The organism is Actinoplanes lutulentus, assembly GCF_003259845.1.
Classification (GTDB): domain Bacteria; phylum Actinomycetota; class Actinomycetes; order Mycobacteriales; family Micromonosporaceae; genus Actinoplanes; species Actinoplanes lutulentus.
This window is the reverse complement of the sequence record NZ_QLMJ01000007.1, coordinates 202,413-223,394: the sequence shown is the minus strand read 5'-3', so window position 1 is coordinate 223,394 and position 20,982 is coordinate 202,413. Positions and strand designations below refer to the sequence as shown.

At 69.9% G+C, this 20,982-nt stretch carries 22 protein-coding genes and 1 pseudogene; 17 read left to right on the top strand and 6 right to left on the bottom strand.

The window, feature by feature from the left end; genetic code table 11:
* The first annotated feature begins 57 nt into the window (after window positions 1-57).
* Window positions 58-699 carry a hypothetical protein gene (locus B0I29_RS17880; protein WP_111650122.1) on the top strand — a complete coding sequence of 214 codons (642 nt, stop codon included), beginning with the start codon at window positions 58-60 and terminating at the stop codon, window positions 697-699.
* A 31-nt stretch (window positions 700-730) separates the two neighbouring features.
* Window positions 731-1,156: an NUDIX hydrolase gene (locus B0I29_RS17875; protein WP_245972595.1), complete on the top strand. Its 426-nt coding sequence runs from the start codon at window positions 731-733 to the stop codon at window positions 1,154-1,156.
* Window positions 1,157-1,158: 2 nt separating this feature from the next.
* Here B0I29_RS17875 and B0I29_RS17870 read toward each other — a convergent pair whose 3' ends face one another.
* Both B0I29_RS17870 and B0I29_RS17865 read right to left on the bottom strand, forming a co-directional pair.
* A complete protein-coding gene (locus tag B0I29_RS17870) occupies window positions 1,159-1,650 on the bottom strand; it encodes an NUDIX domain-containing protein (RefSeq protein WP_181557850.1) in 492 nt (163 codons plus the stop codon).
* A 4-nt stretch (window positions 1,651-1,654) separates the two neighbouring features.
* Window positions 1,655-2,437 (bottom strand): hypothetical protein, encoded by a 783-nt coding sequence (locus B0I29_RS17865; protein ID WP_111650121.1) that lies wholly within the window; start codon window positions 2,435-2,437, stop codon window positions 1,655-1,657.
* Between the two features lie 90 nt (window positions 2,438-2,527).
* Here B0I29_RS17865 and B0I29_RS17860 point away from each other — a divergent pair, with 90 nt between their 5' ends.
* Window positions 2,528-3,334, top strand: a complete 807-nt coding sequence (locus B0I29_RS17860) for a DUF3097 domain-containing protein (protein WP_111650120.1) — start codon at window positions 2,528-2,530, stop codon at window positions 3,332-3,334.
* Here the strand turns inward: B0I29_RS17860 and pdxR are convergent.
* On the bottom strand, window positions 3,315-4,715 hold the full coding sequence (gene pdxR, locus B0I29_RS17855; RefSeq protein ID WP_111650119.1) for a MocR-like pyridoxine biosynthesis transcription factor PdxR: 1,401 nt from the start codon (window positions 4,713-4,715) through the stop codon (window positions 3,315-3,317). The two genes, B0I29_RS17860 and pdxR, sit on opposite strands and share 20 nt — an antisense overlap.
* 332 nt (window positions 4,716-5,047) lie before the next feature.
* On the opposite strand from pdxR, the gene B0I29_RS17850 reads away from it, so the two are divergent.
* Window positions 5,048-5,848, top strand: a complete 801-nt coding sequence (locus B0I29_RS17850; RefSeq protein ID WP_245972594.1) for a DMT family transporter — start codon at window positions 5,048-5,050, stop codon at window positions 5,846-5,848.
* 892 nt (window positions 5,849-6,740) lie between these two features.
* Here B0I29_RS17850 and B0I29_RS17845 read toward each other — a convergent pair.
* Window positions 6,741-8,045 carry a serine hydrolase domain-containing protein gene (locus B0I29_RS17845; protein ID WP_111650118.1) on the bottom strand — a complete coding sequence of 435 codons (1,305 nt, stop codon included), beginning with the start codon at window positions 8,043-8,045 and terminating at the stop codon, window positions 6,741-6,743.
* 110 nt (window positions 8,046-8,155) lie between these two features.
* On the opposite strand from B0I29_RS17845, the gene B0I29_RS17840 reads away from it, so the two are divergent.
* The 4 genes from B0I29_RS17840 (at window position 8,156) to B0I29_RS17825 (ending at window position 11,725) form a co-directional block, all read left to right on the top strand.
* A complete protein-coding gene (locus B0I29_RS17840) occupies window positions 8,156-8,605 on the top strand; it encodes an NfeD family protein (protein WP_111650117.1) in 450 nt (149 codons plus the stop codon).
* A 30-nt stretch (window positions 8,606-8,635) separates the two neighbouring features.
* Window positions 8,636-9,757: an SPFH domain-containing protein gene (locus B0I29_RS17835; protein ID WP_111650116.1), complete on the top strand. Its 1,122-nt coding sequence runs from the start codon at window positions 8,636-8,638 to the stop codon at window positions 9,755-9,757.
* A 224-nt stretch (window positions 9,758-9,981) separates the two neighbouring features.
* Window positions 9,982-10,659 carry a hypothetical protein gene (locus B0I29_RS17830; protein WP_111650115.1) on the top strand — a complete coding sequence of 226 codons (678 nt, stop codon included), beginning with the start codon at window positions 9,982-9,984 and terminating at the stop codon, window positions 10,657-10,659.
* A gap of 478 nt (window positions 10,660-11,137) precedes the next feature.
* Window positions 11,138-11,725 (top strand): dihydrofolate reductase family protein, encoded by a 588-nt coding sequence (locus tag B0I29_RS17825; RefSeq protein ID WP_111650114.1) that lies wholly within the window; start codon window positions 11,138-11,140, stop codon window positions 11,723-11,725.
* Here the strand turns inward: B0I29_RS17825 and B0I29_RS17820 are convergent.
* Window positions 11,706-12,008: pseudogene (locus tag B0I29_RS17820) on the bottom strand (STAS domain-containing protein); the annotation flags it as partial. The gene B0I29_RS17825 and the pseudogene B0I29_RS17820 overlap by 20 nt on opposite strands.
* Before the next feature lie 14 nt (window positions 12,009-12,022).
* On the bottom strand, window positions 12,023-12,283 hold the full coding sequence (locus B0I29_RS17815) for a hypothetical protein (RefSeq protein ID WP_111650112.1): 261 nt from the start codon (window positions 12,281-12,283) through the stop codon (window positions 12,023-12,025).
* A 208-nt stretch (window positions 12,284-12,491) separates the two neighbouring features.
* Between B0I29_RS17815 and B0I29_RS17810 the strand changes: the two genes are divergently transcribed.
* The 9 genes from B0I29_RS17810 (at window position 12,492) to mnhG (ending at window position 20,981) form a co-directional block, all read left to right on the top strand.
* A complete protein-coding gene (locus B0I29_RS17810; RefSeq protein ID WP_111650111.1) occupies window positions 12,492-13,181 on the top strand; it encodes a response regulator transcription factor in 690 nt (229 codons plus the stop codon).
* Window positions 13,178-14,527 (top strand): sensor histidine kinase, encoded by a 1,350-nt coding sequence (locus B0I29_RS17805; RefSeq protein WP_111650110.1) that lies wholly within the window; start codon window positions 13,178-13,180, stop codon window positions 14,525-14,527. Before B0I29_RS17810 ends, B0I29_RS17805 begins: the two co-directional genes overlap by 4 nt.
* 19 nt (window positions 14,528-14,546) lie before the next feature.
* Window positions 14,547-15,083 carry a GerMN domain-containing protein gene (locus B0I29_RS17800; protein ID WP_111650109.1) on the top strand — a complete coding sequence of 179 codons (537 nt, stop codon included), beginning with the start codon at window positions 14,547-14,549 and terminating at the stop codon, window positions 15,081-15,083.
* 74 nt (window positions 15,084-15,157) lie between these two features.
* On the top strand, window positions 15,158-17,968 hold the full coding sequence (locus tag B0I29_RS17795) for a Na+/H+ antiporter subunit A (RefSeq protein ID WP_111650108.1): 2,811 nt from the start codon (window positions 15,158-15,160) through the stop codon (window positions 17,966-17,968).
* Window positions 17,965-18,354, top strand: coding sequence for a Na(+)/H(+) antiporter subunit C (locus tag B0I29_RS17790; RefSeq protein ID WP_111650107.1), 390 nt, complete (start codon window positions 17,965-17,967; stop codon window positions 18,352-18,354). The genes B0I29_RS17795 and B0I29_RS17790 overlap by 4 nt, the downstream gene beginning before the upstream one ends.
* Window positions 18,351-19,868 (top strand): Na+/H+ antiporter subunit D, encoded by a 1,518-nt coding sequence (locus tag B0I29_RS17785; protein ID WP_111650106.1) that lies wholly within the window; start codon window positions 18,351-18,353, stop codon window positions 19,866-19,868. Before B0I29_RS17790 ends, B0I29_RS17785 begins: the two co-directional genes overlap by 4 nt.
* Complete coding sequence (locus B0I29_RS17780; protein WP_111650105.1) at window positions 19,865-20,398, top strand: Na+/H+ antiporter subunit E; 534 nt, start codon at window positions 19,865-19,867, stop codon at window positions 20,396-20,398. The genes B0I29_RS17785 and B0I29_RS17780 overlap by 4 nt, the downstream gene beginning before the upstream one ends.
* Entirely contained in the window at window positions 20,395-20,658 is a 264-nt protein-coding gene (locus B0I29_RS17775; protein ID WP_111650104.1) for a monovalent cation/H+ antiporter complex subunit F, read from the top strand. Before B0I29_RS17780 ends, B0I29_RS17775 begins: the two co-directional genes overlap by 4 nt.
* The gene (gene mnhG, locus B0I29_RS17770) at window positions 20,655-20,981 is read left to right on the top strand and encodes a monovalent cation/H(+) antiporter subunit G (RefSeq protein WP_111650103.1); all 327 of its coding nucleotides are present in this window, start codon (window positions 20,655-20,657) and stop codon (window positions 20,979-20,981) included. Before B0I29_RS17775 ends, mnhG begins: the two co-directional genes overlap by 4 nt.
* Window position 20,982: the final 1 nt, after the last annotated feature.

Sequence of the window (20,982 nt, the reverse complement as noted above, 5' to 3'; positions counted from 1 at the left end):
AGATTCCGCTGAGCCGCGGGTTCTCAAGTGGGGCCGGGGAGCGCCGATCAACGCGGCATGACGCAGAAGCACTGGCGCCACCGGAGAACGACGCCGAGCCGTGGCCCGATCGCCGTGGCCTCGGCCCTGGCCGCCGGTCTGCTGATCAGTGGCTTCACCGTGTGGACCGCGTCGTCCGCCGCGTTCACCGGCAGCACCGACAACACGACCAACCAATGGCACGCGGCAAAGGTCGCCCTCAGCGACAACGATGGCGGCGCCACCGCCATGTTCAACCAGACCCTGATGACGCCGCTCACCAGCGTGTCGAAGTGCATCGTGGTCACCTACACCGGCGACGTGGCGCCGACCGGCAACGTGATGCTCTACGGCCTCGCGTCCAGCGTCAGCACCACGCCCAACCTGGCTCAGTACCTGGACCTGCAGATCCAGGTCAGCGACTACAGCTCGGCCGGCGCGGCCTTCGACTGCTCCGGCTTCGACCCGCTGACCAACGCGAACACGATCTCCACCGGAACGACGCTCTACACGTTCCAGACCACCAAGACCGGCTTCGGCAACGGCGTCGACACGACCTGGCACCCCGCGGCCGGCGACAGCAAGATGTTCAAGTTCACCACCGTGCTTCAGGACAACAACGCCGCGAACGACAAGGACATCACCGGCGTGCCGTTCACCTGGGAGGTGGAGCGCAGCTGACGCTGGGTCGTCGCTTGCTAGCGTCGCTTCCGTGCCAGAACTGACAGAACCAGAACTGACGGACGAGGTCGTCGCCGCCGCGTGGGTCTGTGTCCGTGATCGACGCGTGCTGGTGGTACGCGCCGACGGGTCGGACGCTTTCTACCTGCCCGGCGGCAAACCGGAACCGGGCGAGACGTACGCCGAGTCGGCGGCCCGGGAAGCCCTCGAAGAGGTGGGCATCCCGGTCGACCCGGCGGCCCTGCGCCCCTTCTCGACGATCGAGGCACCAGCACACAACCGCCCGCCGGGCACCCGGGTCCGCCTGATCACCTTCATCTCGGACGCCCCGGGCGAACCCGCCCCGGACAACGAGATCACCGAACTGGCCTGGTTCACCTCAGCCGACACCGGTCGCTGTGCCCCCGCGATCCAACTGCTGGTGGCCGAACTGGTCGCGGCGTCCCTGATCGACTGACGTCAGCGGGTCGTGAACCAGCGGGTGGCTATCGCGGTGTGGATGCTGAAGCCGAGCTCGGTCGGGCCGTAAAGGACCTCGCGGCTCAGGGTCTCGCCGACCGCCGGGGGCGGTGGCAGCGCTGCGGCACTCGGTAACGCCGGTAGCAGGCCGAAGATCAGAATAGTTCCGTCCGGGGCACTTACCGTGTCGTAAAGGCGTACCGAAGAAGGGTCTTGAATGAGGCCTGTCTCCTCGCCCAGCTCGCGCGCCGCCGCGGCCTGCCATGTCTCGCCCACCTCGATGAAACCGCCCGGCAGGGCGAGCCGGCCCTCGGCCGGTGCGATGCCGCGCCGGACCGCGAGAAGGCCGGTGCCGACCGGCTGGACCGCGACGGCGACCGGGCTGGGGTTGCGATAGGTGACCTCGCTGCAGGCCGTGCAGTGACGCGGCCACGGCTGTCCGGGCAGGAATCGTGCCCCGCAGAACATGCAGTGCGCGTGCCGGTCCTGCATGGGCTCAGGGCCGCAGCGGTGAGTTGCAGGCCGCCACCAGAGCCTGCCGGCAGGCGGCCGTGAGCGGTCGCAGCGCGGCGTCCCGGGCCTGTGCCTCGAAACCGTTCACCGCGCCGCCGGGCGCGTTCGTCCCGGCGAGCGCCAGGACCTGGTCGAGGACGCTGGCGCGGGCGAACAGGCGGCGCGAGCGCGGGTCGAAGCCGGGTGGCAGGGTGGCAGTGCTCTCCGGGCGGCGCAATGCTTGCAACGCGCCGGCCAGCTCGGGTTTCCACTGGGCCACGTCCAGTTTGGTGAGCGTCGCGGTCGCCTCGCCGAGCGCTGCGGTCAGCTCGGCCTCGGCCTCGGCCGCGCCCATCTGGAAGACCTGGCGGTGCTCGGGCGCCGGATGGACGCGCCACAGCACGGTCTCGAACTCCACGCCGGACCCCGACGTGTGCCGCCGAACCTCGGGCACCACGCCGAACTCGGGCGTCATCACCACCTCGCCGGCCAGCAGCGCGGCGCCGGTCAGCTCGCTCGGACCGGGCAGGCCGCGTGGGTCGCCGGGCGCGGGCAGCACCAACCGGATCTCGTCGGGGTGCAGTTTCGCGAAGATCGGCAGGGCGTTCGCGAGCGGCACGTCCGTCCAGGTGCCGGGCGCGTCGGCGACCAGGTGCTCCTCGCCGTCGGCGATCTCGTCGGCAAGGTCGTCGAACGGCGTGAGGCCGGCGCGCCAGGCGCGCACCCAGGCGACGAACCTGGTGGACCGGCGGGCGGTTCGGAGGGCCGCCCCAGTAGCGGGTGACATGCGAGCAAGGGTACGTGGCAGCACGGAAGCTTGTCTCGGCTCGGAGCGTCACCATCGGTGTGTTCGTGATCGCGGGTTACCGTGCGAGACATGTATGGGGAGGATGTGCTGGCGGGCAATTGGCGCCGCCGCAAGGTGATTCCGGAGGTGGACGCCGAACCCGATCTGGTCGTCGAGGACGCCGATTCGGGGTTCTGCGGCGCGGTGGTCGGTTTCGAGCTGGGCGCTGTGGTGCTGGAGGACCGGCACGGCAAACGCCGGAACTTCCCGCTCACACCAGGCGCTTTCCTGCTCGACGGCTCGCCGGTGACGCTGCGGCGACCGGCCGCCTCACCGGTCGCGCCGCAGCGCAGGGTCACCGCTTCCGGCTCGATCGCGGTGGCCGGGGTGAAGGCGCAGGTCGCCAAGGCCAGCCGGATCTGGGTGGAGGGCATCCACGACGCCGCGCTGGTCGAGCGGATCTGGGGCGACGACCTGCGGATCGAAGGCGTCGTGGTGGAGCCGCTGGACGGCATCGACGATCTGGCCGCCGAGGTCGCCCGGTTCCGGCCGGGTCCGGCGCGCAAGCTCGGCGTGCTCGTCGACCACCTGGTGCCCGGCTCGAAGGAGAGCCGCATCGTGGCCGCGGTGAAGCATCCGGACGTGCTGGTCACCGGGCATCCGTACATCGACATCTGGCAGGCCGTGAAGCCGGAGCGGGTGGGTCTGCGGGCGTGGCCGGTCATTCCGCCGGGTCGTCCGTGGAAAGAGGGTGTCTGCGAGGCTGTGGGCGTGCGCGAGCCCGCTGACATGTGGCGGCGGATTCTCGGGTCGGTGCACAGTTACAAGGACGTCGAGACGCCGTTGATCAACTCGATGGAGCGGCTGATCGATTTCGTCACGGTTTTTGATGCCTGATTGCTTTGCCGATTCGCTTGGCGGCTTCGGTCAGGCGGTCCGGTGGGTGGGCGGCGTAACCGATCACCAGGCCGGGCGGGCCGGGCCGCTGGCGGTGCCAGGAGAGCGGGTGGACCATCACGCCTTGGGCGGCGATGCGTTCTGCCAGCGCGGTGTCCGATTCTGAATGCTTGGGCAGCATCACGAGCAGATGCAGCCCGGCCGCGACGCCGGCCACCTGTGCGCCCGGCAGGTGGATGCGCAGCGCGCTGAGCAACGCGTCCCGGCGCAGGCGTTGCCGGGTCCGCACCGCGCGCAGATGCCGCTCGTAAACGCCGGTGGACAGCAGCTCGGCGAAGACCAGCTGCGGCAGCGCGGGGTTGCCGAGATCGGTCGCGTGTTTCGCGGCCAGCAGGTCGGCCTGCATCCGGCGCGGGGCGATCATCCAGCCCAGACGCATCCCAGGAGCGAGCGATTTCGAGACGCTGCCCAGGTAGGCGACCTTGTCCGGCGCCGACCCCTGCAGCGCGGCGACCGGTGCCCGGTCATAGCGGTGCTCCGCGTCGTAGTCGTCCTCGATGATCAGTCCCGGCCATTCGAGGAGGGCGCGGCGACGGGCCGGGCTGAGCACGACACCGGTGGGAAACTGATGCGCCGGCGTCAGGACGGCGGCCTCGGCCGTTGTCCTGAACAGCTCGCCGACCCGCATCCCTTCGTCGTCGACCGGGATGCCGATCGGCCGCATCCCCCAATAGGCGAGCTGATCGGCGGCGCCGCGGGATCCCGGGTCCTCCACGGCGATGTCTGCTTTTGATCTGTTCTGCGCGATCAATGCGAGCCCTTGCGCGACGCCCGCGCAGACGACTACGTCGTCCGCTTCGGCTCGGACCCCTCGGGTACGCGCCAACCAGCCGGCCACCACGAACCGCAGCCGTGGGACACCGCCCGGGTCGCCGTACCCGAGATCAGTTCCGGTCACGTGGTCGAGCACCGCGCGTTCCGCCCGCAGCCAGGCCGTGCGCGGGAACGCGGACAGGTCGGGTACGCCGGGGGAGAGGTTCAGGTCGATGCCGTCCGGAGTGGAGAGCGGCAGCCGCAGTTCGTCGAGAGTGCGCCGCCGGTCCGCGGCCTGGTGCTGGGTATTCGCGGCGCCCCGGCCGGTGACCACGGTGCCGGAGCCGGTGCGGGCGGTTGCCAGTCCTTCGTCGGTGAGCCGCTGATAGGCCTGGACGACGACGCCTCGGGAGACCCTCAGCTCGCCGGCGAGCAGGCGGGTCGGGGGAAGCCGGTCCCCGGGTGTCAGCCGGCCTCCGGTGATGGCCGTGCGCAGGCCGTCGGTGAGCCAGGCGGTCAGCCCTTTGGCGGGCGCTGTTTCGGGGTGGAGCTGAAGGAAGTCAGACATGGTCCATCTCCCGGGAGCGAAATTGGTCCGTCTCATCGCGCGCTGATTGGCCCTCGAAGCGGACCATATCGCGGCGCAGGATCGGCGGTGTGAAAGCGTTGCCGATTCTCGCCGGGGCGACCGGCATGGTGTTCGTGGGCGGAAGCGTCGCGGTGTCAGGCCATTTGACCGGGGCGCCGTTGTTTACGGTGCAGGCCCTTCGGTACGGGTTGGCGTGCCTGCTCCTCCTGGTCTGGGCCGGCTGGTCCTCGGGCCGCGGGTCTTCCGTGTCTTCTGCTCGCCGGTCTTCTGGCCGCCGGTTTTCCGCTCGCTGGTCGTTCGCCGCTCGGCGTGTGCTGCGGGGTGCTGGGCTGCTCTGGCCTCGGGGTGTCGAGTGGCTCTGGTTGCTCGGGGTCACCGGGACCGGCCTGCTGCTCTTCAACGTCGCCCTGGTCCGAGGCGCGGCCCACGCCGAACCGGCCGTCCTCGGTGTAGCCGTAGCCTGCGTACCCATCCTGCTCGCGATCGCCGGCCCGATGCTGGAGGGCCGGGCTCCCGCCTCCCGGGTGATCGCCGCCGCTGCCGTGGTCACCGCCGGCGCCGCCCTCGTCCAAGGCCTGGGCCGAGCCGACGCGACCGGACTGGCCTGGGCGTTCGTCACATTCGCCTGCGAGGCCGCGTTCACACTGCTCGCGGTGCCACTGCTCGGCCGGCACGGCCCGCTGGGCGTATCTGTCCACACGACCTGGATGGCGGCCGTTCTCTTCGGCGGTGCCGGGGTGCTGGTCGAAGGCCCGGGTGCCGCATCCGACCTGCGCCCCGCGGACCTCCTGGCCGGTGTCTATCTCGCCGTAGCGGTGACGGCGGTGGCGTTCCTCCTCTGGTACACATGCGTCGCCCGGATCGGCGCGGGCCGAGCCGGGCTGCTGACCGGGGTAGCCCCGATCAGCGCGGCCATCGCCGGCATGGCCCTGGGCGGCCCGTCGCCGAGACCTCTGGTCTGGCTGGGCATCGCAACGGTGGCGGTGGGGCTGGCCTTGGGTTTATCAGGCCACAGGCGGACTGTGGATCGCGAGAGAGCCCCCGCGCCGCCACCGCCGGCCGCTGCTGCTGCTGCCGCTGCCGCTGCCGCTGCCGCTGCCCAGATCTTGTGACCGTCCGCCGACCGCAGGCGCACAAGGCCGGCGTCCTCCCGCTGTGGCCGTCGCCGCGGTGTGTCGATTTCGGGTGGTCCGCGGGCTCTCTGGTGACGCACTGCTTCTGCGACAGTGGAGAGTGCTGGCTTTGCGGAAACCTGCGGGGGTCAGAGCACCTGCAGGTTTCCAAGATCGGGCCGGAACCATTGGCGGGCGCCTACCCTCCGTGTCGAGCGCCCACAGTCCCGCACGATTCGCGCCTGCTCCTAGAGCTGATGGGCCCGCGCCCCTCGACTTCGCCATTTACAGCCGGGGCTCTGGCGAGGGCCGAGCCGGGGACGCACGTTGGTTCCCCGCATGCGGCGATCCTTAGGCGGCGCTATGCCGCAGCCGGAGCGCTGACCGGGCCGCTTCCGGCAGCGAGCCGCAGCCAGCCCCACGCGACCGGATCAAAGCGGGCCAAGGCCGGATCCAAGCGGGGCAGCGGCTGGATCGAGGCGCGCCGCGCGGCTGGCCGAGTCGCGAGCACACACAAGGGCCCAGTAGCGGTGATCAGGACACACTTAGTACCTGTGTGAGCTCCCGCCTCGGCCCTGGCGTGGATGAGATCGCACGGAGCCGTTGCGTGCGACCTCATCCACGCAAACCCCGCGATCGGTGTGCCGACATCCACACCGCCCGCCGGTTGCGTGCGACCTCGTCCCCACAGCAGTGCCAAACTCCCGGACCCGGCATCCCAATCAGCCAATCCCAGACGGCAAAAGCGTAAAAACGCCCAAGCAGGGCCAGTCGTCGCCCGCAAAACGCCTGCGCAAGGGCGGCTAGCGCGAGCAAACGCCTCTGCGTGCGCTCAACGCCCAGCCCTCGACCGAGGCCAATACCTCACAAAAACCACGAAACCCCGCAAACCTCAAGCCAAATGCCCCGGCTCACGGCGATAAACGAAAGTAGCGATATCCAACGCCCCCACATCCCCGTCCCCGCCCCGCAAAACCGCCAGCACCTCGCCCTCGTTGTTCCCCGCCACCCCCCGCCACCGATCCGGCGCCTCCTGAACAAACCGCGTCCGATGCCAAGGCCCAGTCATCACCAACGCCGAACCATCCGGCACCACCTCGTACTCATTCCCCATCCACCACCACCGCCCGCACAGCTCCGCCGCTTCCCCCACCGGCACCACAGGCGGCCGCCACACCGCAACCCGCTCCGGCTCGGCATCAACAGCCGTGGTCAGCGCCCGCAGAGCCACCTCCCGGATGTGATCACCAGTCAGCCCGTAGGCGTTGGCAAAAGCGATCACCCCCAACCGGGACCGCCGATGCACGGCCAGATGCGCGACATACCCCGGCATCGACCCGCCGTGCCCGACGAAAACCCGCTCACCGACCCGGAACAACTGCGGCCCCAGCCCGTGCCCGACCGTCCACGACTCCAGGTCGCCGATCACCACGGGCGCGCACATCTCGTCGACGGTCTCCCGGGACAACACACCGGGAGCCGGATCGGCGAGGAACCCCGCCCACTTGGCCATATCGGTCACGGTCGACCACAGCTGCCCGGCAGGCGCCATCGCGCCGGTGTCCGGCCGAGGCTCCTCATGCAGCGCCCCACCAAGATCATGAACAACATAACCCCGGGCGTACGGCTCCACCGGCGCATACGTCGTCCGTTTCATCCCCAGCGGATCGAGCACCCGCTTCCCGGCCAGCTCCGCCCAGGTCTGCCCGGTGACACGTTCCAAGACAGCGCCGAGCAACCCATAAGCGAGGTTCGAGTACCGGAACCGGCGAAACGGCGCACCGGCCACCTTCTCGTACGTCAACCCGGCGAGCAGAGATTCCACGTCTCCACCGGGGTTCCGCTCCCACCACAACCCGTCCGGTTCGCGCTGCAGCCCGGACACGTGCCCGAGCAGCTGCCGCAGCGTCACGTCGCCGATCGGTGTGCCGGGCAGATGCCGGTAGAGCAGGTCGTCGAGCGCGAAAAAGCCCTCGTCACGCAGCTGCATCACGAGCGTCGCGGTGATCGTCTTGGTGATCGATCCGAGGCGGTACTGCGTTTTCTGGTCCGGCCGGGGCTGCTCGCCCGCGGCGGCGAAGTGCAGCACGGCACGGTCCCGGACGACTGCGAGGGCGAGTGACGGCACCCGGCCGGTGGACTGTGCCCGGGCAGCGATCTCGTCGATCCGCCGGGTGGTCTCCGCAAGCAGCGACACAGTGGAACCTCTCGGAAGCAGGGGACTGACGGGTTTAACTGTTCGATGACGATTCGGCTACGCCAAATCGTCATGTGCCGCACGTGCGTCGGCGTGCCACGATCGGAGATGTGGAAGCCGTAATCTGGGTCGTTCTCGCCATCGCGCTGGTGATCGGCGAGGCCTTCACCGCGACGATTCTGGTCATTTTCTTCGCGGCCGGCGCCGCGGCTGCTGCTGTGGCGGCAGCTTTCGGCGCCCCGCTCCTACTACAGGTCGTCGTGTTCGCCGTGGTCTCCGGACTGTCGGTGGCGGCCGTCCGCCCGATCGTGACGCGGCACGCGCGTTCGGCGATTGAGTCGGGGGACACCCCGTTCGGCATCGAGGCCATGGAGGGCTCCCGCGGCACGGTCGTGGACGAGGTCAGCGGCGTGAGCGGCATGATCAAGATAGATGGCGAGTTGTGGCAGGCACGATCCTGCGACGACAAGGAGAGTTTCCAGCCCGGCGAGCGAGTCCGCGTCGTCAAGCTCCGTGGCACCACTGCCATGGTGTGGCACGACGATCTCCCCGACGTCTAGTAACACCCATCGAACAACCTGAGAGGCGTCATGGAAGTAATCATCGCGGTCCTCGTCATAGTGATCGCCGTCCTCGCCGTGACCACCCTGGTCAAGTCGGTGCGGATCGTCCCGCAGCAGCGGATGGACGTCGTCGAGCGTCTCGGAAAGTACAAGCGCACCCTGTCGCCCGGCCTCAACCTGCTGGTGCCGTTCGTCGACGCGGTCCGCACCAAGGTCGACATGCGCGAGCAGGTGGTCTCGTTCCCGCCGCAGCCCGTGATCACCTCGGACAACCTGGTCGTCTCGATCGACACGGTCCTCTACTTCAAGGTCGTCGACCCGGTCCGGGCCACCTACGAGATCTCCAACTTCCTCCAGGCGATCGAGCAGCTCACCGTCACGACGCTGCGTAACGTGATCGGCTCGCTCGACCTGGAGCGCGCGCTGACCAGCCGCGACCAGATCAACAAGCACCTGTCGAGCGTGCTCGACGAGACCACCGGCCGCTGGGGCATCAAGGTCACCCGGGTGGAGATCAAGGCGATCGAGCCGCCGCCGAGCATCCGCGACTCGATGGAGAAGCAGATGCGCGCCGAGCGGGAACGCCGCGCCACGATCCTGAACGCCGAGGGCCACAAGGCAGCAGCGATCCTCACGGCCGAGGGTGAGAAGCAGTCCCAGGTCCTGCGTGCCGACGGTGACCGGCAGGCCCGCATCCTGCAGGCCGAGGGTCAGGCCAAGGCGATCCGCACGGTCTTCGACGCGATCCACACGGCGAACCCGTCGCAGAAGGTCCTCGCCTACCAGTACCTCCAGGCGCTGCCCCAGATCGCCAACGGCACCGCCAACAAGGTCTGGATCGTCCCGACCGAGCTCACCAAGGCACTGGAAGGCCTGGGCGGCGCTCTCGGTGGCCTCGCCAACATGGTCGGCGACGTACCCAAAGCCTCCGTTGACGCGGGCGCCGTCGAGCGGGAGGCCGCGGCAGCCGCTGAGGCCGCCGCCGCTGAGGCCCAGCGGGTGAACGCCGAGGTCCGAGCCGCCGAGGCAGCAAGCGCGCCCCCGTCCGCCCTCACCTCGTCAGCCGAGCCGCCGACCACCGAGTTGCCCCCGGCGGCAGCTCTCGGCGGCGCCGACTACTCCGCCAACAACCAGGCCGAAAAGGCCTGATCAAACCCGGCGCCGGTCCCTCTCACAGGACCGGCGCCGGCCCTTTCTTGGGTACGCGCAAAGCCCTGGCCAATCCCGCAGGCGTACCGAAAATCTTGGCCCGACTTATCCCATCTTTTGGTGATTAGACACACAGTCTTCTGAGTTTTGACATGCTTCGCCTCAGGATTCCGACCGGTGCCCCCCGGCCGCTCGGCTCGTTGCCCAGGAAACAAGGCGGAGCCATGAGCATCAGCCAACGTCAGACCGCAAGCGGACGTCCACTCCGGGTCGCACCGGCGTGGGTCGGTTCGCCGAGCCCTGCCGCCGGCATCGAGTCGGACAACCACCTGCTGCCGGTACGCGAGGCGGTCTGGATCTGGTCCGTCCGCCGGTACGCCAGGCTGGCGCTGTGGGGCCTGCCGGTCGCCGCCGTCCTGTACGGCTGGCTCACCCTGGGCGTGAACAGCGCACCCGGTCCGCTGGCCGTACGCCTGCTGGCCGGTTGGCTGGCGACGGTGGCGCTGATCGCCCTGGCCGGGCTGCTGGCCGGCTCACGCACGCGGCGATGTGCGCTCGTCGGGCTCCTCGTGACGCTGGCCGGATCAACGACGCTGGTCCCGCTGGCCGCGCTCCCGGCCGACGCGGTCCTGGAGAGCGCCCCGATCGTCACCGGCCACGTCCCGGCACTGCTGGCCGGCGCCGGCGCGGTCACCGGTGCGGGCCTGCTGCTCCTGGGCTGGGCGGTCTTCCGATCCAAACTCGTGAACCCCGCCGATGGAATCCTGCTGATGCTCGCAGCGGTAGCCATCGGCTCCGAGCCCTTCGTGCCGCTACCGATCCCCACGGTAGGGGCACTCTTGCTGTTGGCAGCAGGAATGGGCCTGGCCTGGACCGGCGGCCGCCTCCTCCCCAAGGCCTGACACCCCGGCACAGCACGAGCGTGTCGATTTCAGGTTCGCTGCGCGCCCCAACTCGACACACGGACCGCTGGCCCCGGCGGTGTGTCGACTTTGGGTTCGCCGGGAGGAAAACGGCCCCGAGCGCTGAGCAGCCGTGCCGAGCCGCGAGTTGAGCGCCGAGCCGAGCCAGACCGGGCCGGGCCAGACCGAGCCGAGCCGTAGCGCAGCTACGAAATCGGACCCTCATAAGGTGCCTGGACTACGGCCGAGCGGCCCGAGCCGTAGCTCAGACACGTCATCGCACCCTCAGAACAGCTCTGAGCTACGGCTCGCCGTCTCCCCAGGACCAGCCGTCTCCCCGAGGCTCGCCGTTTCCCCAGAACCACCGCCGTCTCCCCCAGGGCCACCGCCGTCGAGCCACCAGTGAGAACCACCGCGTCGTGGGTAAGTCCCCAGCCGAGGCCGTAACACGACGGCCCTGGCTGGAAGGGCTTCAACCATGGCTCGGGTCGTCGCTGACATCACGATCTCGCTCGACGGATTCGTCACCGGACCGAAACCCGGCCCCGGCGCCGGTCTCGGCGAGGGCGGCGAACCACTCCACCACTGGGCCATGCGACCCGATCCCGTCGACGCCGACATCCTCGACCAGGCAGTCGCCGCCACCGGAGCTGTGATCATGGGCCGGCGCCTCTTCGACGTGGTGGACGGCCCGCACGGCTGGAACGAGGACCGTGGCTACGGCGCCGGCCACAACACCGAACCGCCGGTGCTCGTGGTGACGAGCACACCCCCGGACCGGGTACGCCTGACCGACCGCTTCACCTTCGTCATAGACGGCCTGTCCGGAGCGATCGCGAAAGGCGCCGCACTGGCCGGCGACCGCGACGTAGTGATCATGGGCGGCGGGGAAACCATCCGGAGCGCCCTGGACGCCGGGCTGGTCCACGAACTGCGTCTGCACATCGCACCGGTGCTGCTGGGCAATGGCACACCGCTGTTCGACGGGCTCTCCAGTCGCCGGCTGCACCAGGTCCACGCGCGGGGCAGCGGCCAAGCCATCCACGTCACGTACCGGGTCGAATGATCTTTGATCTGTCCGGATAGAGATCGAACACCCCGTCCAGCCGCATCGTGTGCAGGACCGTCAGCACGAACCGGGACGGCGCCACCAACGCCAGCCGCCCACCGTTCTGCTTGGCCTCCTGATGTGCCCGGACCAGCAACCCCAGCCCGGCCGAGTCGATCAGATGCACGGCATGCAGATCGACCACCACATCACGACCTTCACCAGCGGCGGACATCAGTTCGGGGCGGAGCTGCTCCGCGACCTCCCGATCCAGGTCGGTCAGCGGCGTGACAACAACGGCATCCATGAAATCGGTCATCGTTCGTTCCTCGCGGTCACCGCCACGGCAGCCAGTCCGGCGCCGGCGAAGAGGATCTGGAGCAGGAATTCGATGAGGGTCAGGCTGGTCCTCTCCGCGTTCGAGAGCCGGGTGACGACGCTGGCCAGCACTGCGGCGCCGACCCCGGCGGCGAATGGCAGCCACAGCGGCAGCCCGCGGCGGCGCAGCGGCGCACAGACGGCCAGGCCGGCGACGATACCGACGGCCACAGCGACGGCCAGGCTGACGGCCGACATGCCCACCTCCCACGGTCCAAGCGCCAAAGAAGAGCGCCAAAGAAGAGCGCCGAAAGAACAGCGCCGAAAGAACAGCGCCAAAACGACTCCACCGAGCCTGGCCGGGCGGCGTGGCGATCCCGGCCCACAGCCATGACAGTTCCGTGACAAACCCCTCGTCCTACGCACGTGAAGGGCATTCCAGCGATCCGGGCGGCATCATGCGGATATGACCGCCGTGCTGTTGATCGAGGATGACGACCGGATCAGGCTCTCGCTGTCGATGGCCCTGGAGGACGAGGGATACACCTCGTACACCGCCGCGACCGCTGAGGAAGGCCTCGCCGAGCAGCGCCGCCGGCCCGCCGACACGGTGCTGGTCGACCTGATGCTGCCGGGGATGGACGGCTTCGAGTGCATCCGGCAGCTGCGCCGGGACACCGAGGTGCCGATCATCGTGATCAGCGCCCGGGACGACACCCACGACATCGTCGCGGCGCTGGAGGCGGGTGCCGACGACTACGTGATCAAGCCGGTGGCGGTCAAGGAGCTGGCGGCCCGGCTGCGGGCCCTGCGACGACGCTCCAAGGTCGCCGCCGCGGCGGCGACCGCCCCCGCGGCCACCGTGTTCACCTTCGGCGATCTGCAGGTCAGTCCGGACGCGGGCGAGGTACGCCTGAACGGCACCCCGGTACCCGTCACCCGCACCGAGTTCCGCCTGCTGTGCGAGCTGGCCGCCCACCCCGGCCTGGTCCTCTCCCGCCAGCAGCTGCTCCAGCGCGTCTGGGGGTACGAGTTCGGCGACGAACGTGTCGTCGACGTGCACGTCGGCCGGCTCCGTCACAAGATCGAGCTGGACAATGCGAAGCCCCGCCACCTGGTCACGGTCCGTGGCCTGGGATACAAGCTGCAGCCGTGAAACCGATCGGCCTGCGTGCCCGGGTCAGCGCCGCGTTCGCCGTCGGCGCGCTGCTGCTGTCGGCGTGCGTGAGCCTGGTGTCGTACGAACTGATCCGCAACACGTTGTTCGCCGAGCGTGAGCGGACCGCGGTCCGTGCCGCCTATTTCGACGCGACGGTGGTGAACGCCGGGGTGACCGGCCCGGTCCCGGACGTGTCGGAGGCGCTGAGCGCGCTGGACACCGGCGCCGACCGGTTCGTGCTGCTGCACCTGGGCGGCGAGTGGTATTCGCGGACCGCCGAACCCGCCGCCGGCACCGCCATCCCGGCCGGCCTCCAGGAGATGCTCGGCCGGGGTGAGGCCGGCGCGCAGCGCATCCAGCGCGACACCGTCCCGGCCCTGGTGGTGGGCATCCCGCTCTCCGGGTCGGCGGCGTTCTACGAGATCGTGTCGCTGCAGGAGCTGGACCGTACGCTGCAGCTGCTCGCGCTGGTCCTCACCGCCGTCGCCATCATGGTGGCCGCCGGAGGCGCCGCCGTCGGCTGGTACGTCACCCGCTACGCGTTACGCCCGCTCACCGTGGTGGCCGGCGCCGCCCGCGAGGTCGCCGCCGGTGACCTGGGCACCCGCCTCGACCCGGACACCGAGCCGGACCTGGCCGGGCTGTCGCACGCCTTCAACCACATGGCCGACCAGCTGGCCCGCCGGTTGGAGAAGGACCGCAGGTTCGCCGCGGACGTGAGCCACGAGCTGCGGTCCCCGCTGCAGACCCTGGAGGCGGCGGTCAGCGTCGTCCACCGGCGCAAGGACGGCCTCGACGAACGGTCGGCGGCGGCGGTCACCCTGATCGCGGCGGAGGTGACCCGGTTCCAGAGCCTGGTCGAGGACCTCCTGGAGCTGGCCCGCAGCGACCAGCCGGTGCACCGCGAGCAGATCGACGTCACCGAGCTGGCCCGCGCGGTCTGCCGGTCCCGGGGTTTGCCGGAGGACCTGGTCACCCGGGTCCCCGGCACGCCGGAGATCTGGCGGGTGGACCGCCGCCGGATCGAGCAGACCCTCGCCAACCTGATCGACAACGCGATCCGGTACGGCGGCGGCCCGATAGCGATCCGGCTGGGAACGGCCGGCGAAGGCCGCTGCTTCCTGGAAGTGGACGACGAGGGCCCCGGCGTCGCCGAGGAACACCGCCCGATGATCTTCGACCGGTTCGTCCGCGGACCGGCGGCGAACGCCCGCGGCGGCGGCGACGGCACCGGCCTGGGCCTGTCGATCGTGGCGGGTCACGCCGCAGCGCACGACGGATCGGCGACCGTGCTGGACCGGCCAGGCGGGGGAGCGCGGTTCAGGGTGGAGCTGACAGCGTGAAGAAAGTGGAGCTGGCAGCGTGAAAAAAGCAGCCCTGTTACTCACCCTGCTCCTCGCCGGCTGCGGCATCCCGGCCCAGGACGAACCCCATGCCGTCACCCTCCCGCGCGGCGACCTGAACACCGCGACAGCCGGCCCGGCGCCCGGCGGCGAGGTCGCCGAAGTGCTCTGCCTGGTCCGCGACGGCCGCCTGGTCCAGGCGGTACGCCGGGTCAGCTCGGTACCGACCACCCAGCGCCAGCTCGACGACCTGACCGCCGGCCCGACCGCCGCCGAGCGAGGTCTTGGCCTGTCCACCTCACTGTCCGGAACGACGCTTTCGGTGCGTAATTCAAATAAGAGCGACGGCGTGACCGTCGAGGTCGCCGAGGCCGGCGCCCGCAGCGACGAGGTCCTCGCGTACGCCCAGATCGTCTGCACCCTGACGGCCCGCGCCGACGTGGCCTCCGTGTCGTTCACCCGAGACGGCGACCCGCTCAGAGTGCCCCGCGCCGACGGCTCACTGACCGACCAGCCGTTGCGAGGCTGGGATTACCGCGGACTAATAACGTCATAGACCTGTCGTGAATCCGGGTCACGAGTGCCACATCCGCCGGGCAGGCTGGCAGGCCTGCGAGCGAAAGGTGTGGCGTGCTTCTTCTGTTGATCCTGCACGCCGTAGCCGCCCTCTCCGCACCACTGCTGGTGCGAGCCGGCGGCAATCGCGTGCTCTACGGCCTGGCGCTGGTCCCCGCGGCGGCGTCCGCCTGGGCCTTCGCCAACACGGGCGACGTAAAGAGTGAGACCTACCCCTGGGTACCCCACCTCGACGTCGACCTGGCCCTGCGGATGGGACCCCTCGCCTGGCTGATGCTGCTGGTCGTCGGCGGGATCGGGGCGGTCGTTCTGGCGTACAGCTCAAAATATTTCACCGAGGGTGACCCGAACCTGGGGCGATTCGCAGGGGTTTTTCTGGGTTTCGCCGGGGCGATGACCGGCCTGGTGCTCTCCGACGACCTGATCGTGCTCTACGTGTTCTGGGAGCTCACGACGGTCTTCTCCTACCTGTTGATCGGGCACAGCCCGGAGCAGGCGGCGGCGAGACGGGCCGCCATGCAGGCGCTCGTGGTGACGACCGCCGGTGGTCTCGCGATGCTTGTCGGCTTCGTCATGCTCGGTGAGCACGCCGGCACCTACAAGTGGTCCGAGATCACCGCCGGGCAGCTGCCGGAGGGCGGTTACCTCGCCACCGCGGCCGTGCTGATCCTGGCCGGCGCGCTCTCCAAATCGGCGATCTTCCCGTTCAGCTTCTGGCTGCCGTCCGCCATGGCCGCACCCACGCCGGCCTCGGCCTATCTGCACGCCGCGTCGATGGTGAAGGCCGGCGTCTTCCTGATCGGCCTGCTCGGACCGGCGTTCGGCGACGTCGTGGCGTGGCGCTGGGTGACGGTTGCGGCCGGCGTCGTCACGATGCTGCTCGGCGGCTGGGCGGCGATGCGCCAGCACGATCTGAAACTCGTCCTCGCCTACGGCACGGTCAGCCAGCTCGGCCTGCTCACCGTCGCGTTCGGCGCCGGCAGCCGGACGGCAGCGCTCGCCGGTGCCGCCCTGCTGGTCTCGCACGCACTCTTCAAAGCGGCGCTCTTCCTCGTCGTCGGCGTGATCGACCACGCCACCGGCACGCGTGACCTGCGCGAACTCAGCGGTCTCGGCCGCCGCATGCCCGCTCTCGCGATCGCCGCCACCCTCGCCGTGGCATCGATGGCCGGCCTGCCGCCACTCGCCGGCTTCGTCGGCAAGGAGGCCGCCTTCGCGGCCTTCGAACAGGAACCCCTCATCCTTCTCGCCCTGGTTGCCGGGTCCGGCTTGACCGTCGCGTACGGCCTACGCGTGCTGTGGGGAGCATTCGCCGACAAGCCGGACACAGCAAGGGCATTGCCGACACCGTCCGGAGCGGCGCTCGTCGGCCCCCCGCTCCTGCTGGCCTGTGCCGGCCTGATCCCCGGCCTGTTCGCCACCCGCCTCGACGGGGTCCTCGCACCCTGGGCCGCGGAGTTCGGCGGCCCGGCCTACCACCTCGGCCTCTGGCACGGCTTCGGCCTGCCGGTCCTGCTCTCCGTGGTGGTCCTCGGCCTGGGCCTGAGCATCTTCGCGGCAGCCCGGCGCCGGGACAGCTGGCCGGCGCAGCGTTTCCCGGCCGCCGAGTCGGTCTACCGCCGGATCATGGGCGCCGTCGACCGCGCCGCCGTCGAGGTCACCGGCTTCACCCAGCGTGGCTCGCTGCCGTTCTCGCTCGGCATGATCCTGGTGGTCATGGTCGTCATCGGCACGGTCACGCTGGCTCTCGGCGCGCCCTGGCCGGCCGGCATCCGTCTCTGGGACAGCCCGCTGCAGCTCGTGGCCGGCGCCGTCGTGGCCGCGTCCGCGCTGCTCGCGGCCCGGGCCCGGCGCCGGATGACCGCGATGATCCTGGTCGGCGTCGGCGGGTACGGCATGGCCGTCCTCTTCATCCTGCACGGCGCTCCCGACCTGGCGCTCACCCAGTTCCTGGTGGAGACCGCCACGATCGTGATGTTCCTGCTGGTGCTGCGCCGGTTGCCGGCCTTCTTCTCGGCCCGTCCGCTGGTCGGCAGCCGGGTGGTCCGCAACGTCGTCGCGGTGGCGTCCGGGCTGGTGGCCGCCGGGATGGCGTACGCGGCGGTCAGCGGCCGGCAGGCCGTCCCGATCTCGGTCGATTTCCCGGATCTCGCGGTCTCCTACGGCGGTGGCACCAACATCGTCAACGTGGCGCTCGTCGACATCCGCGCCTGGGACACGATGGGCGAGATCTCGGTGCTGGTGGTGGCCGCGACCGGCGTGGCCAGCCTGATCTTCCGCAGGGACGACGCGCTGCGCGGGCGCTCGACTTCTCCGTCCGGTTCCTTGACCAACGGCGGGCCGGGCTGGCTGCGTGCCGGTGACACCCCGGAAGCACGCCGGCAGTCGATCATCCTGCAGGTGGTGACGCGCCTGCTGTTCCACACGATCGTGCTCTTCTCGATCTACCTGCTCTTCTCCGGCCACAACGAGCCGGGCGGCGGGTTCGCCGGCGGCCTGGTCGCCGGGCTGGCGCTGACCACCCGATATCTGGCCGGCGGCAAACCCGAGCTGAACGCCGCGGCCCCGGTCGACGCCGGCCTGGTGCTCGGCACCGGACTGCTGATCGCGGTGGGCAGCGGCCTCGCCGCGATGATCGCCGGCGGCCAGGTGCTGCAGAGCGCCCTGATCGACCTGCACCTGCCGGTGCTCGGCCACATCCACTTCGCCACTTCGGCCGTCTTCGACATCGGCGTCTACCTGATCGTGGTCGGCCTGGTGCTGGAGATCCTGCGCAGCCTCGGCGCCGAGCTGGATCGCCGGCACGACGCCGGCTCCGCCTCCGAGGCGGCGACCGGCGACGACCGGGTGAAGGAGCTGGTATGACCCCGAATCTCGTCTACGTCGTGGTGATCGGCGTGCTCTTCGCCGCCGGTGTCTCGATGCTGCTCGAACGCAGCCTGACCCGGATCCTGATGGGCATGATCCTGCTCGGCAACGGGGTCAACCTGCTGATCCTGCTCGGCGGCAAGGCGGGTGCGCCGCCCATCGTCGGTGGCGCTCCGGAAAGCGAGATGGCCGATCCGCTGCCGCAGATCATGATCCTGACGGCCATCGTGATCACGCTCGGGATGACGGCGTTCCTGCTGGCTCTCGCGTACCGCAGCTGGGCCATGGCCGGGCACGACGAGGTGCAGGACGACGTCGAGGACCGCCGGATCATGCTGCTCGCCGAACGCGACGAAGGCTCCGGCGCGGAGGACAACTCATGACCTGGCTCGTACCCCTGCCGGTGACGATCCCGCTGCTCGGCGCCGCGCTCACGCTGCTGATGGCGGGCCGCCCGCGCGTGCAGCGGACGATCAGCCTCACCGCGCTGACCGCGACCCTGCTCGTCTCGGCGGCCCTGCTCGCGCTCACCACCACCGGCGGGCCGCTCGTGGTCGCGGTCGGTGGCTGGGCCGCACCACTCGGCATCGTGCTGGTCGCCGACGAGCTCGCCGCGCTGATGCTGGTGGTCTCCGCGGCCGTCACGGTCTGCGTGCTGATCTACTCGATCGGCCAGGGCATGGCCGACGGGCACGAGGAGACGCCGCTCTCGGTGTACCACCCGACGTACCTGGTGCTGACCGCCGGCGTGACAAACGCGTTCCTCGCCGGGGACCTGTTCAACCTCTACGTCGGCTTCGAGATCCTGCTGGTCGCCAGTTACGTGCTGCTGACCCTGGGCGGCACCGAGAACCGTATCCGGGCCGGCACCACGTACGTCGTGGTCAGCCTCCTGTCCTCGGTGATCTTCCTGACCGCGATCGGGCTGATCTACGCGGCCACCGGCACCCTCAACATGGCCCAGCTCGCCGAACGGCTGGACGGGCTGCCGGACAGTCTCCGGCTGATCCTGCAGGGCATGCTGCTGCTCGCCTTCGGCATCAAGGCGGCGGTCTTCCCGCTCTCCTCGTGGCTGCCGGACAGTTATCCGACCGCGCCGGCCCCGGTCACCGCCGTCTTCGCGGGCCTCCTTACCAAGGTCGGTGTGTACGCGATCATCCGTACCGAAACCCTGCTCTTCCCTGGTGGAAGGGCGACCGTGGTGCTCTTGATCTTGGCCTTGCTGACCATGCTGGTCGGCATTCTGGGCGCGGTCGCGCAGTCGGACATCAAGCGGCTGCTGTCGTTCACCCTGGTCAGCCATATCGGCTATCTGCTGTTCGGCGTCGGCCTGACCAGCCGGCTCGGGATGGCCAGCGCGATCTTCTACGTGGTGCACCACATCACCGTGCAGACCACGCTGTTCCTCGCGGCCGGCTTGATCGAGAAACGCGGCGGCAGCACCGCCCTGGACCGGCTCGGCGGCCTGGCCCGGCTCAATCCGGTGCTCGCCATCGCGTTCCTGATACCGGCGCTGAACCTGGCCGGCATCCCACCGTTCTCCGGATTCATCGGCAAGCTCGGGCTGATCGAGGCGGGTATCGCCGACGGCGGGGTGCTCGCCTGGCTGCTGGTGATCGGCAGCGTGCTGACCAGCCTGCTCACCCTGTACGCGATCGCCCGTGTCTGGAACCTGGCGTTCTGGCGTGCCCCGAACCCGTCGATGCCCGCACCCGACGCCGGGAAGTGCCCACCCCTGATGATCATCCCGACCCTGGCCCTGGTCGCGCTCGGCGTGGCGCTCACCGTGGTGGCCGGCCCGCTCTTCGCGGTCGGTGACCAGGCTGCGGGCGATCTGAGCGACCGAGCCGGTTACGCCCGATCCGTCCTGGGCGACGTTTTCCGGGGTGCGTCATGATCGCCGGGCGCTGGCGGGACCGGTGTGTCGCCGCGGCTGCGCTGACCGTCATCTGGACGCTGCTGTGGGGCTCGTTCACCCCGCTCACCGTGATCGGCGGCCTGCTGATCGCGATCGTGGTGCTGACCGTCTTCCCGCTGCCGCCGGTCACCTACGCGGGCCGCGTGCACCCCCTCGGCGTACTGAAATTCGCCGGCCGGTTCGCCGTCGACCTGGTGGTGGCGAGCGCGCAGGTGGCGGCGCTGGCGTTCCGGTTCGGCAGCACCCCGCGCAGCGCGGTCATCGCGGTGCCGCTGCGTGTCCCGTCCGACCTGGGCCTGACCCTGACGGCGGAGGCGTTGTCGCTGGTGCCGGGCAGCCTCATCGTCGAGGTCGACCGCGAACGGGGTGTCCTCTACGTGCACGTCCTCGGCGTATCCGACCTGGCCGACGTGGAACGTTTCCGCGGCGAGGTGCTGGCCCTGGAACGCCGCCTCGTCGCCGCGTTCGGCTCCCCGGCGGAACGCACTCTATGCAGGGAGAATCGATGACAGTGGTAGCGGTGATCGTCACCGTCCTGCTCACCGCCGGCGCCGTGCTGGCCCTGGTACGCATCGTCCGCGGCCCGACCGTCCTGGACCGGATCATCGCGATGGACGTGCTGCTCGCCATCGTGATGGCCGCGATCGGCGCGGAGGCCGCCTTCTCCCGGGACGCGACAGCGCTGCCGGTCCTGGTGGTCCTGTCGATCCTGGGCTTCATCGGCTCGGTGAGCGTGGCCCGCTTCGCCACCACGAGGCCGCCCTCATGATCGATGCGCTGGCTTATTTCTGCCTCATCGTCGGCGCCCTGCTCAGCCTCTCCGCCGGCGTGGCCCTGGTTCGCTTCCCCGACCTGCTGTCCCGAATGCACGCCGCCACCAAACCGCAGGCCCTGGGCCTGCTGCTGATCCTGGCCGGCTGCGCTCTGCGCCTACGCGACCACCTGGGGGTGATGGCGCTGGTAGCGGTCTTCCAGATGGCGACCGCCCCGGTAGCCGCCCACATGGTCGGCCGCGCCGGTTACCGCTCCGGCCGGGTACGCCAGGACCTGCTGATCACCGACGAGCTGGCGTCCGAGGCCGATCGGCCCTAGA

Coding starts and splice junctions, on each gene's coding strand:
- B0I29_RS17880 (WP_111650122.1), top strand. CDS start 58: ATGACGCAGAAGCACTGGCGCCACCGGAGAACGACGCCGAGCCGTGGC.
- B0I29_RS17870 (WP_181557850.1), bottom strand. CDS start 1,650: ATGCAGGACCGGCACGCGCACTGCATGTTCTGCGGGGCACGATTCCTG.
- B0I29_RS17865 (WP_111650121.1), bottom strand. CDS start 2,437: ATGTCACCCGCTACTGGGGCGGCCCTCCGAACCGCCCGCCGGTCCACC.
- B0I29_RS17860 (WP_111650120.1), top strand. CDS start 2,528: ATGTATGGGGAGGATGTGCTGGCGGGCAATTGGCGCCGCCGCAAGGTG.
- pdxR (WP_111650119.1), bottom strand. CDS start 4,715: ATGTCTGACTTCCTTCAGCTCCACCCCGAAACAGCGCCCGCCAAAGGG.
- B0I29_RS17835 (WP_111650116.1), top strand. CDS start 8,636: ATGGAAGTAATCATCGCGGTCCTCGTCATAGTGATCGCCGTCCTCGCC.
- B0I29_RS17830 (WP_111650115.1), top strand. CDS start 9,982: ATGAGCATCAGCCAACGTCAGACCGCAAGCGGACGTCCACTCCGGGTC.
- B0I29_RS17825 (WP_111650114.1), top strand. CDS start 11,138: ATGGCTCGGGTCGTCGCTGACATCACGATCTCGCTCGACGGATTCGTC.
- B0I29_RS17815 (WP_111650112.1), bottom strand. CDS start 12,283: ATGTCGGCCGTCAGCCTGGCCGTCGCTGTGGCCGTCGGTATCGTCGCC.
- B0I29_RS17810 (WP_111650111.1), top strand. CDS start 12,492: ATGACCGCCGTGCTGTTGATCGAGGATGACGACCGGATCAGGCTCTCG.
- B0I29_RS17790 (WP_111650107.1), top strand. CDS start 17,965: ATGACCCCGAATCTCGTCTACGTCGTGGTGATCGGCGTGCTCTTCGCC.
- B0I29_RS17785 (WP_111650106.1), top strand. CDS start 18,351: ATGACCTGGCTCGTACCCCTGCCGGTGACGATCCCGCTGCTCGGCGCC.
- B0I29_RS17780 (WP_111650105.1), top strand. CDS start 19,865: ATGATCGCCGGGCGCTGGCGGGACCGGTGTGTCGCCGCGGCTGCGCTG.
- B0I29_RS17775 (WP_111650104.1), top strand. CDS start 20,395: ATGACAGTGGTAGCGGTGATCGTCACCGTCCTGCTCACCGCCGGCGCC.
- mnhG (WP_111650103.1), top strand. CDS start 20,655: ATGATCGATGCGCTGGCTTATTTCTGCCTCATCGTCGGCGCCCTGCTC.